Source organism: Oxyplasma meridianum (assembly GCF_038024865.1).
Lineage (GTDB): Archaea > Thermoplasmatota > Thermoplasmata > Thermoplasmatales > Thermoplasmataceae > Oxyplasma > Oxyplasma meridianum.
On record NZ_CP133772.1, the window covers coordinates 95,472 to 109,898 of the forward strand.

At 36.9% G+C, this 14,427-nt stretch carries 18 protein-coding genes and 2 pseudogenes; 10 read left to right on the forward strand and 10 right to left on the reverse strand.

Features of this window, described 5'->3' with window-relative positions; translation table 11 throughout:
• Window positions 1-41: 41 nt before the first annotated feature.
• Entirely contained in the window at window positions 42-968 is a 927-nt protein-coding gene (locus tag OXIME_RS00515) for a DNA adenine methylase (protein WP_393971541.1), read from the reverse strand.
• 229 nt (window positions 969-1,197) lie between these two features.
• Between OXIME_RS00515 and OXIME_RS00520 the strand changes: the two genes are divergently transcribed.
• On the forward strand, window positions 1,198-1,707 hold the full coding sequence (locus OXIME_RS00520) for a DUF4382 domain-containing protein (protein ID WP_393971542.1): 510 nt from the start codon (window positions 1,198-1,200) through the stop codon (window positions 1,705-1,707).
• A gap of 119 nt (window positions 1,708-1,826) precedes the next feature.
• On the opposite strand, the gene OXIME_RS00525 is transcribed toward OXIME_RS00520, so the two are convergent.
• Window positions 1,827-2,366 (reverse strand): hypothetical protein, encoded by a 540-nt coding sequence (locus OXIME_RS00525; RefSeq protein ID WP_393971543.1) that lies wholly within the window; start codon window positions 2,364-2,366, stop codon window positions 1,827-1,829.
• A gap of 306 nt (window positions 2,367-2,672) precedes the next feature.
• On the opposite strand from OXIME_RS00525, the gene OXIME_RS00530 reads away from it, so the two are divergent.
• Window positions 2,673-3,917, forward strand: coding sequence for a nitrate/nitrite transporter (locus OXIME_RS00530; protein ID WP_393971544.1), 1,245 nt, complete (start codon window positions 2,673-2,675; stop codon window positions 3,915-3,917).
• A gap of 6 nt (window positions 3,918-3,923) precedes the next feature.
• On the opposite strand, the gene OXIME_RS00535 is transcribed toward OXIME_RS00530, so the two are convergent.
• The 4 genes and pseudogenes from OXIME_RS00535 to OXIME_RS00550 all read right to left on the reverse strand — a co-directional run bounded on the left by OXIME_RS00535 (window position 3,924) and on the right by OXIME_RS00550 (window position 6,394).
• Complete coding sequence (locus OXIME_RS00535) at window positions 3,924-4,157, reverse strand: hypothetical protein (protein WP_393971545.1); 234 nt, start codon at window positions 4,155-4,157, stop codon at window positions 3,924-3,926.
• A gap of 89 nt (window positions 4,158-4,246) precedes the next feature.
• Window positions 4,247-4,456: a hypothetical protein gene (locus OXIME_RS00540; protein WP_393972272.1), complete on the reverse strand. Its 210-nt coding sequence runs from the start codon at window positions 4,454-4,456 to the stop codon at window positions 4,247-4,249.
• Window positions 4,371-5,060, reverse strand: a pseudogene (locus OXIME_RS00545) (transposase). Before OXIME_RS00545 ends, OXIME_RS00540 begins: the two are co-directional and overlap by 86 nt.
• Before the next feature lie 338 nt (window positions 5,061-5,398).
• Entirely contained in the window at window positions 5,399-6,394 is a 996-nt protein-coding gene (locus OXIME_RS00550) for a proline racemase family protein (protein WP_393971546.1), read from the reverse strand.
• A 456-nt stretch (window positions 6,395-6,850) separates the two neighbouring features.
• On the opposite strand from OXIME_RS00550, the gene OXIME_RS00555 reads away from it, so the two are divergent.
• The 4 genes and pseudogenes from OXIME_RS00555 to OXIME_RS00570 all read left to right on the forward strand — a co-directional run bounded on the left by OXIME_RS00555 (window position 6,851) and on the right by OXIME_RS00570 (window position 9,499).
• Window positions 6,851-7,015, forward strand: a complete 165-nt coding sequence (locus OXIME_RS00555) for a hypothetical protein (protein ID WP_393971547.1) — start codon at window positions 6,851-6,853, stop codon at window positions 7,013-7,015.
• Between the two features lie 84 nt (window positions 7,016-7,099).
• Window positions 7,100-7,252 (forward strand): hypothetical protein, encoded by a 153-nt coding sequence (locus OXIME_RS00560; protein WP_393971548.1) that lies wholly within the window; start codon window positions 7,100-7,102, stop codon window positions 7,250-7,252.
• A gap of 75 nt (window positions 7,253-7,327) precedes the next feature.
• Window positions 7,328-7,752, forward strand: a pseudogene (locus tag OXIME_RS00565) (transposase).
• 106 nt (window positions 7,753-7,858) lie between these two features.
• A complete protein-coding gene (locus OXIME_RS00570; protein WP_393971549.1) occupies window positions 7,859-9,499 on the forward strand; it encodes an APC family permease in 1,641 nt (546 codons plus the stop codon).
• A 509-nt stretch (window positions 9,500-10,008) separates the two neighbouring features.
• Here OXIME_RS00570 and OXIME_RS00575 read toward each other — a convergent pair.
• The 4 genes from OXIME_RS00575 to OXIME_RS00590 all read right to left on the reverse strand — a co-directional run bounded on the left by OXIME_RS00575 (window position 10,009) and on the right by OXIME_RS00590 (window position 11,332).
• Window positions 10,009-10,569 (reverse strand): OsmC family protein, encoded by a 561-nt coding sequence (locus OXIME_RS00575; RefSeq protein ID WP_393971550.1) that lies wholly within the window; start codon window positions 10,567-10,569, stop codon window positions 10,009-10,011.
• A 30-nt stretch (window positions 10,570-10,599) separates the two neighbouring features.
• Window positions 10,600-10,833, reverse strand: coding sequence for a hypothetical protein (locus OXIME_RS00580; protein WP_393971551.1), 234 nt, complete (start codon window positions 10,831-10,833; stop codon window positions 10,600-10,602).
• Between the two features lie 193 nt (window positions 10,834-11,026).
• Window positions 11,027-11,152, reverse strand: coding sequence for a hypothetical protein (locus tag OXIME_RS00585; protein WP_393971552.1), 126 nt, complete (start codon window positions 11,150-11,152; stop codon window positions 11,027-11,029).
• A 15-nt stretch (window positions 11,153-11,167) separates the two neighbouring features.
• On the reverse strand, window positions 11,168-11,332 hold the full coding sequence (locus OXIME_RS00590; RefSeq protein WP_393971553.1) for a hypothetical protein: 165 nt from the start codon (window positions 11,330-11,332) through the stop codon (window positions 11,168-11,170).
• A gap of 271 nt (window positions 11,333-11,603) precedes the next feature.
• Here OXIME_RS00590 and OXIME_RS00595 point away from each other — a divergent pair, with 271 nt between their 5' ends.
• The 4 genes from OXIME_RS00595 to OXIME_RS00610 all read left to right on the forward strand — a co-directional run bounded on the left by OXIME_RS00595 (window position 11,604) and on the right by OXIME_RS00610 (window position 14,261).
• Window positions 11,604-11,858 carry a hypothetical protein gene (locus OXIME_RS00595; protein ID WP_393971554.1) on the forward strand — a complete coding sequence of 85 codons (255 nt, stop codon included), beginning with the start codon at window positions 11,604-11,606 and terminating at the stop codon, window positions 11,856-11,858.
• A 99-nt stretch (window positions 11,859-11,957) separates the two neighbouring features.
• The gene (locus OXIME_RS00600; protein ID WP_393971555.1) at window positions 11,958-12,299 is read left to right on the forward strand and encodes a hypothetical protein; all 342 of its coding nucleotides are present in this window, start codon (window positions 11,958-11,960) and stop codon (window positions 12,297-12,299) included.
• 101 nt (window positions 12,300-12,400) lie between these two features.
• Window positions 12,401-13,327 (forward strand): alpha/beta hydrolase, encoded by a 927-nt coding sequence (locus tag OXIME_RS00605; RefSeq protein ID WP_393971556.1) that lies wholly within the window; start codon window positions 12,401-12,403, stop codon window positions 13,325-13,327.
• A 58-nt stretch (window positions 13,328-13,385) separates the two neighbouring features.
• The gene (locus OXIME_RS00610) at window positions 13,386-14,261 is read left to right on the forward strand and encodes a fumarylacetoacetate hydrolase family protein (protein ID WP_393971557.1); all 876 of its coding nucleotides are present in this window, start codon (window positions 13,386-13,388) and stop codon (window positions 14,259-14,261) included.
• The last annotated feature ends 166 nt before the right edge of the window (window positions 14,262-14,427 follow it).

A 14,427-nucleotide genomic window follows, 5' to 3' on the forward strand; every position in this document is an offset into this window, starting at 1 on the left:
GTTATAAATACAAAAATGATAAATTTATTGAAAAATATATTTTAAAAATTTGTTATTATTAATTCCTTTATATTTCCTCTTTTATTTCCATTACTATTTATAACCCTTCTAGAATTTACTCTTTTTATAGTATAATTTTTATATAATTCATCAAAGAAATTATCATTATTATTTTCATTTTTAGGATCAGAATTACTTAAAATTATATAAGCACCTTTATCATTTATTTTGTTTATAAAATCATATAATCTTAATTGATCATTTTCATTGAATCCATATTTTGAATAAGATGAAAAATTTGATGTCTTATTTAATGGTCTGTATGGTGGATCAAAATAAACAATTGTATTTTTATTTATATAATCTAATGATTTTTCAAAATCATTATTTATTATTTCTGCATCTTTTAGTGCTTTATTTACTTTTAAAATGTTATCTATATTAAAAATTTCAGGATTTTTATACTTACTATATGGAACGTTAAATTCACCTTTATTATTTTGTCGAAATAGTCCATTAAAACATGTTTTGTTAAGGAAAATCAAATATGAAGTTCTTAATATAGAATTTTCTTTATCATAAGAAAAATTTTTTCCCTGAATATTAAATTTTTCTCTTATATTATAATAAAAATCTTTTTTATTATTACTTTTATTATAATCATTTTTGATATTAGATAATGTTTCTATTAAATCATAAGGATAATTTTTTATTACATTATATGATAATACTAAATCAGAATTTATATCAAATAAATATGATTTGTTTATTTTATATTTTGATTTTAAAAAGAAAAATAGAGAACCACCTCCAATAAATGGTTCTACATAACTATCAATAACATAATTTTTATTGATTATTGTTGAAAACTCTTTATTTAAGACATTAAGTAATTGTGATTTTCCTCCTGCCCATTTTAAAAATGGTTTTGCATCTATATTATTATCTATCGTATTCTGAATAAACATTATTTAATCATAATTATTTTATATTTAAATATTTTTATTAACGCTATCTAAATTTTATTAAACTATTTATCCGATCGTGTACTTAAATTGCTGTAAATTTCTAGGGATTCTAAAAAGAATACTGGAAAGAATGTCTAAAAAAATAATTTAACGAAGGATAAGCCTAAATTTCCTACAAAAATGATCATTTGTACCAAATATTTTAAAAACAACTGATCTATGAATGAATATGTCAATTAAAGTTGCTATATCAATAGTAATAATAGTAATACTAGCGGCAGGTATTGGAGGTTTCCTCTACTACAAAAATACAACATCGGATGGCCATATGGCAGTTTATGTTGCCGATGCTCCTATGCTAAGCGGAGTGACAGGGGTTTATATCTCATTCAGTGCAGTTGAAATGCACAGCAACACATCTGGATGGACCAACTACACGGTCCCTTCCACCACAATAAACATACTTGGCCTGAAAACAACAAATGCATCTCTGCTTACCAACATAACACTTCATTCCGGAACATATACAACAATAAGGCTGTTCATAAACAACGTTAAAGTTGAGGTTCTGGGTTCAAATGTTACTTTCACACTGGCATCAAAGTTCGCATTTATAAATCACCCATTCACTGTGAGCTCTCATTCAACCACAGGCATAGTAATAGACTTTAACCTGAATCAGGATCTGAACCTCAACTCGAAGATATTCACACCCAGTGTGGGGTTCGTGATGAATTAATCCATTAATTTATTTTTTAAAATATGATACAAACTCCCAAATATTTCTGCCATCTTTATTTTTATGCGTTTAGGATTGTCATTTCTAACCCCATATCTGGATATTCAACAACAAAAGGCTTAGTCATCTTCTTCATTGATGTTGAGTAGCCCTATGATCATAACAGGTTTCTGATCAGAATCTATGCATCGTTGACTGTCACAGTAAATAACAGAGTCCTCAGGTTTCAGGATTTCCCCTGTCCTGTAATCCGTGTTGCTTGCGCTGAACATTTCCTGTGCAGTAAGCTGTCTTATGATGATCCTCTCATTTCCATTGTGTTTTTTATGAGTTATGTAGTAACCGCGGAGTTCCTTATACGGCCACCCTGTTTTCCTGTCCTTAACATCCGTGAAACTTCTAAGTATAATTGATACAATCTTAGATCCCAAAATAAAATCAAGCAGGTGCGATCTGAAGATTTGATTCTGTCTGGATTCAGTTCCATAAACTATCTCGTCTCCATTCCTGGCTGCATCCCAACTTTCACTGTATCCAATACTGTTTGATAGAGTTATTGTGGATGATGTTTTTGTGTACTTCTCGAACTGATAAATTATATCGTCAAAGCCGGTGACCATGACTCTATTGCCCTGATCCTCAGATTCTGGTTCTGGCATGAATACATAAAAAGAAGAACTCCTTATAAAATTACCCTGCATGCGTTCAGTTGTTTTCGGTTGCAGACAGCCAAAATATGCGGGGGAAAATTAATGTTTTATTTATAAGTTAGCGTGGATGAAAGAATCTTTGCCATGTAATGGCGATTAACAGTTATTGACACCTAATCTCTCACTAAAGGGGCATTCTGCTTCAAAGGTTGCTGGTGGAATCTCCACATGCGCGGATTCCGCTTTCATCCTCTACCCTCTGGAAGGGGCTTTCCTGCTCAATATCATTAAATATGTTGGGCATATGCAAAACAGTTGTCAAATAATATATCACTGACTCCTGAGGAAAAATCTCCATACAGGTGGGTTATGGCAGGATTGGCCGGCCTTTTAATGACAACAAGTTTCATTTCGCTGACTTCCTTTGGAATTCTTTCCGCAAAGATGGCATCTTCTTTCAGTATCGGTTCCAGCACATTAACTGTTCTGGGAATCGATTCTTTTTCTATAGGACTTTTTGTTGCTTTTTTTCTGGGGCATGGGGGAATATTTGATACACACCTCAAGACAGGGGTATTGGTTGCTCAGATATTCCTTATAGTTCCGCAGTTCCTGATACCTGTTTTTTATAATCTCATCATCCTGATTGCATTGCGTTTCCTCCAGGGTCTAATGATCATGATGCTAGCACTTTTCTCTATACAACTGGAGGGGTGGTTTCCTCCAGACGAAAGGGCGCGATCCCTGGCATTCGCGCTTGGGGCGATAAGCCTGGGAAGCGCTGCTGGTGGCCTTTTATCTGAAATCTTGAAATCATTCACATGGCAACAATCTTACTACATTACCGGTATCATAATGGTGGCAGGGGCTGCTTTATATCTCATATTTGCAAAGGATTCAAAATCACAGAGGAAAGCAATTGCCCGGGCAGAAGGATCGAAACATGCCAATGCACTTAAGAATCCCCTGGTCATAATTATGGGATTGATTCAGCTTCCATTGAGCTGGGTGCTATTCAGCATAGGGGGATATCTTTCTTCATACTCTTATCATCTGGGATATTCCACAGGGCTAACAGGAACCCTCATAGTGGCATGGGGGCTGTCAGGTTTTATTGCAGCCTTTATTGGATCTGTTCTGGGCGATCATCTTTCAAAAGGAAAAACATCTAATCGTGATATTTTGAATTCAAGACTTTTAATTATGACCATTGCGGACATTCTCATGGCAGCAGGCATAATTCTAATGATCACTATTGGTCGTTTTTCTTTTTATGATCTTGTTTTTGCCGCGGTGATTAATGGTTTTCTAATGATGTTTCCACCAAATTACTGGGCTCTTCCTGGAAACATATTTCCACTGGCAATAGTCAGTGCTGGTGCTTTTGGGATGGGCCTCATTTCCAACTCAGCTGATGCAATAGGTCCACTGGTAACGTCTTCACTCATATCTGACCTTGGCTGGAATGGAGTTTTTATCATAATGCTTGGTCTTTCACTCTTCGGCATTTTAATGAATATTCTTCTCTCAAAATCAAGGTTAAAGATCCCAGACAATTGAGTGCCCCTATGAACTTTTACTCAGAAAAAATGATTCCGGTATAAACAATGAACTTATCCTCGGGGATCTTGCAGTTATTCCAACGACAATATTAAAAATATGTCTCATGGAACTTTCATGTGGGTTGATGAGTAGATCTTTAAATTCCAGCATCTGAAATATATTACAGTCTTCAGGTGTTCCATGTTTCTGTACCATAATGCCATCTTCTCTATTAGATAGATCCTGGAGTTGATCCATTAGGCACGTTCCTTTGTGATCCTCTGAACAAAATAGTTCAGTTCTCCCTATATGAACCTTCATCATCCTTGCAACATACTTCATTGAATCTATGGATGAGTGGATGATACAGTTATAGCAGGTCTCCCAGTATTTCCCCCATCTTTCACAAAGGGCAATGTCCAGAGATTCCTTATGTTCTCCTTCATGTAATATGCTTTTCCAGTCTTAAGATCAGAATACCTGATCCTGTTGTATCTCTTTCCCTTTATTTCTCTGGCGATTTTCCCCTGAATACAGCCATATATACATTGTTCCATTGAGGTCCATCACACCAGACTTCAACAGTTCCCTGTTCTCATCTTTTCTTATTGCATTAAACGTCTCATCCATATGCTTCATCGCATGGAACCGATCAAACACCATCTTTGAATCTGCATCAGTAACCTGTTTCTCATTGAAGGATATGAAAAAGCCTTACGTGTCAATTGAAATTGCAGTTATTGATGAAATCTGCTTTTCTGTCAGCGTATGGTAATACTCATCAAGTGATTTCATCCTCCTTTCAAATGTAATGTAATCAACGTCATTCTTTTCCATGTCGCAGACCAGTGTGATATACTTATGTCTTTTCCTGTAAGACCTCTCATCTACGCCAACTACTGATTGATGGTTGATCCTCCTTGTTCTTCCCCGTTTGACTGCATGATCAATGGTGTTCCATGCTGGTTTCCATGCCGGTTTCCATGATATTTTCGTTATATGAGTGAAATTGAGAACATCCAGATTCTGCAGAATTTTTATGGGCCTTGTTTCAAATCTCAATGAGAATCTAAATATCCTCTCTGTCCATGAAAGCATGGCCTCTCTTATGCCATGTTTCTGACAGGATATTCTAGGATGGAATGCATGGATGAATGCCATGAATTCCACCAAATTCTAGGTCTCTTCATATTCTTTCATGCAGATGGTCATATACTCATGCATTGCCCCTGGCATTCCGGAAAGGTGCGTTTCCATCCCTTTTAATGAATTATTCATATCTTTACAGTCTTCTTCGTTGAATGGAGATGGGATCTCTCCATTTTACATGAAACCTTCAATCCAAGTAGTGCAGAATACCTCTGGCAATCACACATGAAAAAATATAAATAAATGTTAGATTAAATTACACACATAAAAGTCCCATACGCCAAAAACTCTTATTAAAATTATATCCAAGATATATTTTTATCATTACATTAAACATTATTGAATAACTTTCACTTTTTTGGCATAAATCCAGATTGAAATGGATCATCAGGCGATACAACAATCTTTGTGAACTGAGTTATCCAGGCACTTCCTGTTATTTCTGGAATTATTAAATTTTTATTTCCCTCTCTTTTTACGGATATAATCTTGCACTGGAACTGGCTTCCTATTATTGATCTGTGTACATAAGAATCTCCTTCCTTCAGTATTCCTTTCTCATGCAACAGTGCAGCTCTGGCAGCTGTACCTGTGCCACATGGAGACCTGTCAAAGCTTTTATTGGAAAATATCACAACAGCCCTGTACTCCTTTTTATCATCAGTTATCATGGCAAGTGGGTAAAGATTTTCTCCATTGTCTGGAACCATATCTTTAATAATATGGTACGTTTGTTTTCTGATTTCATTTCCCGTTGATATAAGATTTTCAATATTTTCAGTTTCTACTGGAATTTTTATGTCCTTTGAATTAACTATGGCATAATAGTTCCCCCCATATGCAATGTCAACCCTTATTCTTTTACCTTCTATGTCTATGTTTCCATTACCCACATAATAGGAATTCACATCTATTATTGAGACCGATTCTACATTATTATTATTTATATGCACATGTGCTTCAACATTCCCTGATACAGTATCATACCTTATGACTGTTTCAGGTTCAGAAACTTTGACATACCCCAGGGATGCTAAAACAGTGCTGACACCAATAGTTGCGTGTCCACACATATCCAGATACCCGTCATTGGTGATATATAAAAGTGTATAATCATTTTCTTCTGAAATTGGAGGAAAGATTATTGCTCCAAATTGGTCAATATGTCCTCGCGGTTCAAGCATCAGGAGTTTCCTAACATTGTCATGTTCTCTTTTAAAATTTTCTCTTAATTCAAGGGCGTTTTTATATTTCCCGATTGGTTCATTCCAGAACATGATTCTTGTAGGTTCACCTTCTGTATGGGTATCAATAACATCGAATGCTTTGCTAAAAACTGTGTTCATATATTATTTATAAAATCAAACTGAATATATTTTGTGGTTTATGCAATTAAATGTATTGATGGTTTTGGAAGGTTTATGATAGATCCTTTTTATTATGTTGCTAAAATATGAATATGTTAATATATATAAAAATTAAAATATATTCTTACTGGTGATGAAAATAGGTATAAAACTCGCAATAAATGTAACAATAGTTACAATTATTAAATAATCGGGTGTCTCGTGTTTTAGAAAGTGACGATTGTCATTATCTCCCTAACTCCATTTCTCAATTAAATGTTGGATATCACCATTAGGTTGTATGCAATTGCTTTCAGGCCAATTGCACTGTCATATAAACTTGATGTGCTACCCTTATTTATTAGACACTTACGAGAGATATATTTTACTGCTGGAGAGATATAGGGTGATTCCAGATGTGTTTTACAAATTTCCTCCTAAATCCCGGAGGGAGTGGTGCATAAAGGGCCTGAGAAATTCACAATTCAGGTGAAGGAACAGATAGTACTGGAATCGTTCAAAGCAACAAACATTGCAGAACTGTGGAGGAAGCATAGTGAATCTGTGGCGCATTTCCACAGATGGAAGGAACTTTTCCTAAAAGTGGAAGGAGGGGTTTGAAGAATTCTCAAACATTATGTGGAGGAGGCTGGGAAGAATAAGAATTTTTTAAAAATTAATGTTCCTGAAATAGACTAATTCTTTATGGAGAAGCATCATGTATACGTCCCTCTCTTTTACGACATAAAAAATAGCAGGGTTATTCCAATAGAAGAAGGAAAAAGTTCCAGTGTATCTGGAAAATTTATGGTGAAGCATCCTTCCATCCATGGGAAGAACATTGAACGCGTAACCTAGAATATGCACCCATCGTACACATCCTGTGCTAAAGAGTATTTCCATGAGTAATCAATAGTTTTTGATCATTTCCACATGATCAGGACATTGAATGTCACCCGGGACAGAATAAGGCAGAGGGAAGCAGGAAATAATAAGATGCTCAAGCATATAATATATGAATGGTGGAAGAATTCCCCTGATCTCTCAGAGAAAGAGAAGAATCTACTCATGTGGTGAAATCCTTTGATCCCCAGACATCTCATGCTTATCATATCATGATTTTCCTGCATAAATTAGACCAAGTGAATGTAGCCATCGCTAAAAGCTATCATATAGAATTGATATCATTGGCATACAGATTAAGGATGCCAAATATAGAGAAGTCGGGAAAGATTATAAAGCGACGCATATATGGCATTCTTGGGGTAATGATATCAGAAATAAATTCCTCTGTTGCGGAAGGCCTGAATAACAAGTTCAAGACAGTGTTCAAAAATTATTATGGATTCAAAGATTAGAGATACAGGGACACCATCCTCAATCTGGTTGCAGGTGGATTGAAATTACCTCCATAACGTTGAAGAGGTTCAAAAATATTAAGTATGGTGTTCTCTTAATACAAACATGACTGATGAGGTCGATATTGAAAAAGGATCAGTATTAAAAAGAAAGTTCTCTCTCTTCGACGCCGCCCTGTTTGGGATAGGTGGTGCAGTTGGTTCAGGCATTCTATTCGCAGCTGCCTATGGTACTGCCTATGCTGGTCCTGCGGTAATAATATCATGGCTTATTGCTGCAGTAATGATAGTTATAGTTACGATTCCATATGCAGAATTCTCATCCATGGCTCCCCGTGGAGGAATAAGCGCAAGGATCTCTTACTACTCATATGGGACATATGGTGGTTTTCTTTCAGGCTGGGCTTTGTTTTTATGGGCAGTTATGATTCCACCAATTGAGGCAGTTGCCGTTTCGGAATACGCAGCCTATTACATCCCTGCACTCTACAGCAAAGGCTTCCTTACGCCGTACGGTATAGGCCTCTCTATCCTCATCACAATAATCTTTGTTTTCATAAATCTCGCCGGAATTTCAAAGATGGGGAAATTCAACAGCGCACTAACCTGGGTAAAGATCGCCAGCGTTATAATTCTAATTATAATGGTGCCTCTCTTAATCTTTCACCCATCCAATTTTACCATTCCATCATTCATACCATCAACCGGTTGGAAGGGGATTTTTATTGCGATACCGGCGACAGGAATACTGTTCTCATTTGGAGGTTACAGGCAGGTTGCTGACATGGCAGGTGAGATCAAGAATCCAAAAAGGAATCTGCCAATTGCAATAGGGGTAACACTTGCAGTTCAAAGCATATTCTACATACTCATGTCCATTGTCATAGTTGGTTCCGTGAATTGGAGCTCACTTGGTGTTGCTCCTGGTGATTGGAGCGCAGTTTCTAATCTATCTTCACCCCTTGCAGATCTAATGAAAGAGAACCTGGCTTCGCTTACAGGAGATCCAGCCCTAATAATTTCAGGTCTCATATTCCTTGCGTTACTCTTTGCAATATATTCCCCACTGGGAACTTTTGGTGTTTATCTCACTGGAAGCTCAAGGATCATATTTGGATTCTCCAGAGAGGGGGCAATACCCGAAAAACTGGGAAAAACCGATAAAAGAGGGGTGCCGGTGTACGCAATAGTTCTCGTTGCAATTGTTGGTGATTTATTCCTAATCCCGCTTCCAAGCTGGGAATCTCTGGTGAATTTTGTTGTTGTTGCAGCTGTTGTCAACTTTGCTCTGGTGGCCGCTTCAATACCAATTATAAGAAGATTGCACCCAAACATAGAGAGATCATTTAAGGTTCCTTTTTTCAGGGCATGGTCTCTCATCGCATTTGTTGTATCTTCTCTCCTTGTTTACTGGGCCACATATCCTACCACCCTCTACGCAATTACGGCAACGCTTGTGGGAAGTATAATATTCTTATATCAGGCATATAAGGCTAAATGGAAAAACCTGGGGTTGAGAAACTCCATATGGATTCCATTCTATTTAATTGGATTACTCATCCTTTCCTATATTGGTTCCATAGCTACCGGAGGTCTGGGGATACTACATTTCCCTGTGGATGCGTTTGTTGTTATTGTCTATGGTGTTATATTCTGGTTCATATCACAGATTATGGCCCCAAAAACACCCGTTGGGGACATGGAATCCCTCATAGCAAATGCACCAAAGGAGGAACCATTGCTTTAAAAAAGATAAGAAAAGTGGGGGTGAATTGATAAAACCCCATAAAATATTTTTATCTCTGATGATTAAATTGAATCCTCATTAAACAGAAGGACTGCGTGAAATGTTTAATTTAAAGTAAATCGCTGCGGAACGATATATCCTATTCTGACATTGAAATGACCCAGTAGGAAAAGCATTATGGGAGAGAAGGAATCAAAAACAGCAAATGTCTCATCTATATTTAATTGCCATATTTTGTTGAAAGTAATTTATAGGCGGATAAACCCCAAGGAGACTAAAACCTTAGATATATTGATGATGTCAACTAAAATTGAGAATGTCGATTTATTCAAACATGATTCCCAATACGAAAACAGTCTAAAAAATAGGAACATATATATTTAATCATTAGGAATCAATGATTATACAGCCTATGAAGAAACCAGAATCAATAGTACAATGTTGACTTTAGGCCCCGGCATTTAAGTTAAGCTGTTATCTCTGATCTTCCAATAAATGATCAGAAATGATCAGATCTGTACAACTTCTGTTTTAATGGGATTTGCTATTGCAAACAGTGCAGGACAAACCTTTACTGAAAGTTTTATGACCTCTTGCAGATCTTTGTCCGAATCAATTTCCAGCTTCATTGCCTTAATTATGGGATAATCTGAGTCCATCAACACTGGCCCGATGTCATAATATAAATGTCCTCTCACCTTTAACCTCTCCAGGGTGATTCCTTTTCTGGCAGCTTGAATTGCAACTGTGGAGGCAAAACAGGACATAACCCCGAACATGAGGTAATTGAGGGGGGTCGCATGTATGCCCATACCGCCGAGAACAGTTGGTTCATCTGCACCCATTATGAATTTTGCATTTTCAGACATAAGTTCAGCAGTGAACATAGGGCTTCCATTCATGTGAAAGTCTCCATTGATCTGTTTTTCAATATCAAAATGCCCCTCTTTTTCTGATGCTTTTGCTGCATTTGCTTTTAATAATTCAAGATCTACATTGTTTACTCTCTTTCCCATAATAATTCCAGATAGCATATGATGTTTTGATTTAACGTTTTCAGTTTCACCCATTTCTAAAATTTGCAGAAACAATTTGACCCGCTATGTGAATTGTTTCAGGAAACTGTATGTGTGTTTCACCCCTCTGAAGAAATTATCGATGCTTACCATCTCACCTGGTGAATGCAATCCTGAATGCTGGTCTCCGACGCCTATCGCACTAACAGCTTCCTTTATCCCAAGATTCCTGGTAAAAAGATCCATGGGTTGAGTACCAGGTCTGTTGATCATGGCAATTGGATTTTTCCCATAAACCAGTTTTGCTGAGGCCATCATAGATATGGCAAGAACCGATTTTTTTGAAGTTCTTACATGGTATTTAAGACTTATTGGAATAATTTCTCCCTTGAATCTCGTGTCCCTTAAAGATTTCTCAAAATGGTGAAAATTTCCTTAGGGTCCCGATAAGCACCAGGTGAAAATCCATGTTGGCAATTGTTTTTGTGGGAATTACCGTTTTACTGCCTTCTCAGGTATAATCTGCCATTAAGCCGTCAACATTGAAAGTTGGGTTTCCGAATAGGGCCATTACCAGATCATCTCTATTCTCATTTCTGAGATATTTAAGCCCAAATGATCCCATGTACTCTTGCACATTGAAAGGGCATTCCTAGAGAATCATTTTCTCTATCTCTGTCAGAGGCCTGAGTTTTTTATAAAAGCCAGGTATTTTACCCATGGATCCTTCGTATAGCCTTCCATCAGCCAGAATTAAATTCCATGCAGAATTGGGAACAATTGCAGCATTTGAGGAATGCATATCTGACGACGACACTTCTTCATTTAATTATGCATAGAGAAGTCTTTTAACAACCAGCGATAGAACAGGCCCTCCATCATTGCCTAAAGTGCTTCCTTCCATTATGGCTGCGTCACTATTCAGGATATCATGGTGATTGTCAACAAAATTTTCAACAGAAGGGCTTTGATTGAAACAACTTGATCAGATAGAGATTTTACAAAAGATTCATGGGAAAGTTTTTAATCAATAAAGGCATAAAAACAATTATCCCATAAGCATAAATTTTAAAAGTTGAGTGATGGGTTTGAGTGACTATTTACCAGATAAAAATGCAAACAGAAATGGATCCAACAAAGGATCAAAAAGATCATTTCCGGATACTGGGAGAATTCACAAGGCATGCCCAGGTTGTGGATCAGAAAACCTGGTTTTTGAAGTCGGCTTCATTACAGGGAAATATAAATGTAATCAGTGCGGATACGTCGGTCCGGTTATTTTTGAGTTCAACGACAGAGAATATGCCAAATTTCTAAAAGAGTTGAAAGAAAACGGTCAGTGAAGTATATAATCCTTAAATGTTCATAAAGAAAATCCATATGGTAATGATGTTTAAAGGTGAATAGCATCAAAGTTTTAAGCCTTTAAAGAATATGCCATAATGGAAATGAAAAAAACAGTATTTTATATAATAACGGGAGAAATGGATAGAGCAAGAATGGCCTTAATGGTTGCCAGAAGATCAGCAGAATTTAAGAGATTCCAAGATGTAAAGGTAATTCTTCAGGGACCAAGTGAGAAACTACTTCTTGATGAGAACCCTGAAATAAAGGATAATATAGATTTTCTCATTAAAAACCATAACATAGATTCGGCCTGCAAATTTATTGCAGAGCAAATGAACATATCCGATCCAATTATCAAGAGAGGTGTGGAACTCAAACCCGGTGGCGAAAGACTGGCAGCACTTGTAAACGACGACTATGTGCCGCTTGTTTTCTGAGTTAATGCATTTTTATACTTTTTTATTTAATAATCGTAATGCCTTTTTAAATGAGGCCTGCATAAACTTTTAAATCTTTATTCAATGCTAATGTGATAATCATGGTTGTAGATCCAGATATAAAAAAGATTATTGAAATGATGAATTCATTGGGAGAATTTGACTATGAAAAAATGGATATAAAGGAGATCAGGAAAATGATGGATGAGAACCCTCTTCCAACAAAAATCGAAGATGTTCTTGCGGTCAAGGACATGTCATTCATTCATGACGGTTTTGAAATTCCCTTGAGATTCTACATTCCAAAAAATGCCGGAAAAGGCCTTATAATTTATCTTCATGGCGGAGGTTTTGTCTTCGGCAATATAAAATCTTTTGATCCACTATGCAGGAAAATTGCCAATTCATCTGGCTGCAAAGTTTTATCTGTGGAATACAGGCTTGCACCTGAACATAAGTTCCCTGCGGCAGTAGAAGATGCATATCAGTCATATTTGTGGGTTCGAAAAAACGCAGGATTATTGGAAATAGATCCCCAGAATATTGCAATTGCAGGAGACAGCGCAGGTGGAAATCTCACCGCCTCTGTTTGTCTTATGATCAGGGACAACAATGTACCTCCCCCAAAACTTCAGGTATTGTTCTATCCTGTGCTGGGACCTGATTTCTTCACTGAATCGCTAAGAGAGTACGGTGAAGGATACTTCCTAACTTCCAAACAGATGGAATTTTTTGGAAACGCTTATATGAATACCGTTAATGATTCCCTCAATCCTTATTTTTCTCCTATTCTTCAAAAGAATCACAAAGAACTCCCCGAGACAATCATAGTAACTGCAGAGCATGACCCCCTAAGAGATCAGGGTGAGATGTACCTGTCAACATTGTATAACTCCGGAGTAAAGGCAACGGGCATAAGGGCCAGGGGAATGATACATGGCTTTGCAAGCTTCTTTTCAATGATTCCAGCTGCAGAAAATATCGTTACCATGGTGTGGAATCTTGCCGGAAATAAAATTAATTCCTGATAATTAAGCTCTGTATCATATATGACAAAACATATTATTAAAAAGAGAATGACAAATAATGAAACTTTCCACAATTTTCTGGAACAATAGAACCGAGTTGGCTGTAAGTACGGAAAAAGGTATGGCACCTTTATCACTTATGGGCAATAGTGATCTATTGGGTTACTCTGAATCGATAAACAGTTTTCTTGGAAACTGGGAGAATCTCAAAACCCTGAAAACTGAAATAAACATCAGGGGACCGGAACTGAAGACACTGAAGGAGGGTGAGTTCAGATATGCTCCTGCGATTGGAAAACCTGGGAAAATACTGTGTATTGGACTCAACTACAAGAGCCACATAGAGGAGACAAATGACAAACCTCCTGAATTCCCGGTTATATTTAGCAAATTCACAAACTCCATTGCCGGACATGAGGAGGACATCCCCCTACCTGTTAACTCAAACCAGGTGGATTACGAGGGAGAGCTTGGCTTAATAATCGGCAAGGAGGCATACATGGTTCCTGAAAACCAGGCTTTGGGGCATGTCTTTGGTTACTTCGTAGGAAACGATGTCTCTGCAAGGGATCTTCAGCGTAAGACCTCACAGTGGCTTCTTGGGAAAACATGTGAAAAATTCTTCCCAACCGGTCCATGTATAGTTACAGCTGATGAAATACCAGAACCACAAAAACTCTCCATAAAGACAACTGTCAATGGTGAAATAAGGCAGAATTCCAATACATCAAACATGATTTTTTCCTGCAAGAATCTTATAAGCTATATATCTCAGTACATGAAACTTGAACCTGGGGACGTCATATCTACGGGCACACCAGACGGCGTAATTGCAGGCTTTCCTGAGGAGAAAAGGGTGTGGCTATCTGATGGAGATGTTGTTGAAGTTGAGATTGAGAAGATCGGAAAAATCAGAAACAGATTTGTAAAGTGAATCTTTTTAGTTTCAAATTATATTTTTATAAAAGTATTAATTACACAATTTATAAACAGGACATTTTAACCGTATTGATGGGGTTTCAACCAATTTCCTAAAGATTTTAGCCCTTGAGATCCATCAAATACGAATTCTCAATTTAAAAGACCTCTTTTCAGATCAT

Bases quoted from the DNA above. Each gene is read 5' to 3' on its own strand.
- OXIME_RS00515 (WP_393971541.1), bottom strand. From the start codon at position 968: ATGTTTATTCAGAATACGATAGATAATAATATAGATGCAAAACCATTT.
- OXIME_RS00520 (WP_393971542.1), top strand. From the start codon at position 1,198: ATGTCAATTAAAGTTGCTATATCAATAGTAATAATAGTAATACTAGCG.
- OXIME_RS00525 (WP_393971543.1), bottom strand. From the start codon at position 2,366: ATGCCAGAACCAGAATCTGAGGATCAGGGCAATAGAGTCATGGTCACC.
- OXIME_RS00535 (WP_393971545.1), bottom strand. From the start codon at position 4,157: ATGGATCAACTCCAGGATCTATCTAATAGAGAAGATGGCATTATGGTA.
- OXIME_RS00540 (WP_393972272.1), bottom strand. From the start codon at position 4,456: ATGGAACAATGTATATATGGCTGTATTCAGGGGAAAATCGCCAGAGAA.
- OXIME_RS00550 (WP_393971546.1), bottom strand. From the start codon at position 6,394: ATGAACACAGTTTTTAGCAAAGCATTCGATGTTATTGATACCCATACA.
- OXIME_RS00560 (WP_393971548.1), top strand. From the start codon at position 7,100: ATGGAGAAGCATCATGTATACGTCCCTCTCTTTTACGACATAAAAAAT.
- OXIME_RS00570 (WP_393971549.1), top strand. From the start codon at position 7,859: ATGACTGATGAGGTCGATATTGAAAAAGGATCAGTATTAAAAAGAAAG.
- OXIME_RS00575 (WP_393971550.1), bottom strand. From the start codon at position 10,569: ATGGGTGAAACTGAAAACGTTAAATCAAAACATCATATGCTATCTGGA.
- OXIME_RS00580 (WP_393971551.1), bottom strand. From the start codon at position 10,833: ATGATGGCCTCAGCAAAACTGGTTTATGGGAAAAATCCAATTGCCATG.
- OXIME_RS00600 (WP_393971555.1), top strand. From the start codon at position 11,958: ATGGAAATGAAAAAAACAGTATTTTATATAATAACGGGAGAAATGGAT.
- OXIME_RS00605 (WP_393971556.1), top strand. From the start codon at position 12,401: ATGGTTGTAGATCCAGATATAAAAAAGATTATTGAAATGATGAATTCA.
- OXIME_RS00610 (WP_393971557.1), top strand. From the start codon at position 13,386: ATGAAACTTTCCACAATTTTCTGGAACAATAGAACCGAGTTGGCTGTA.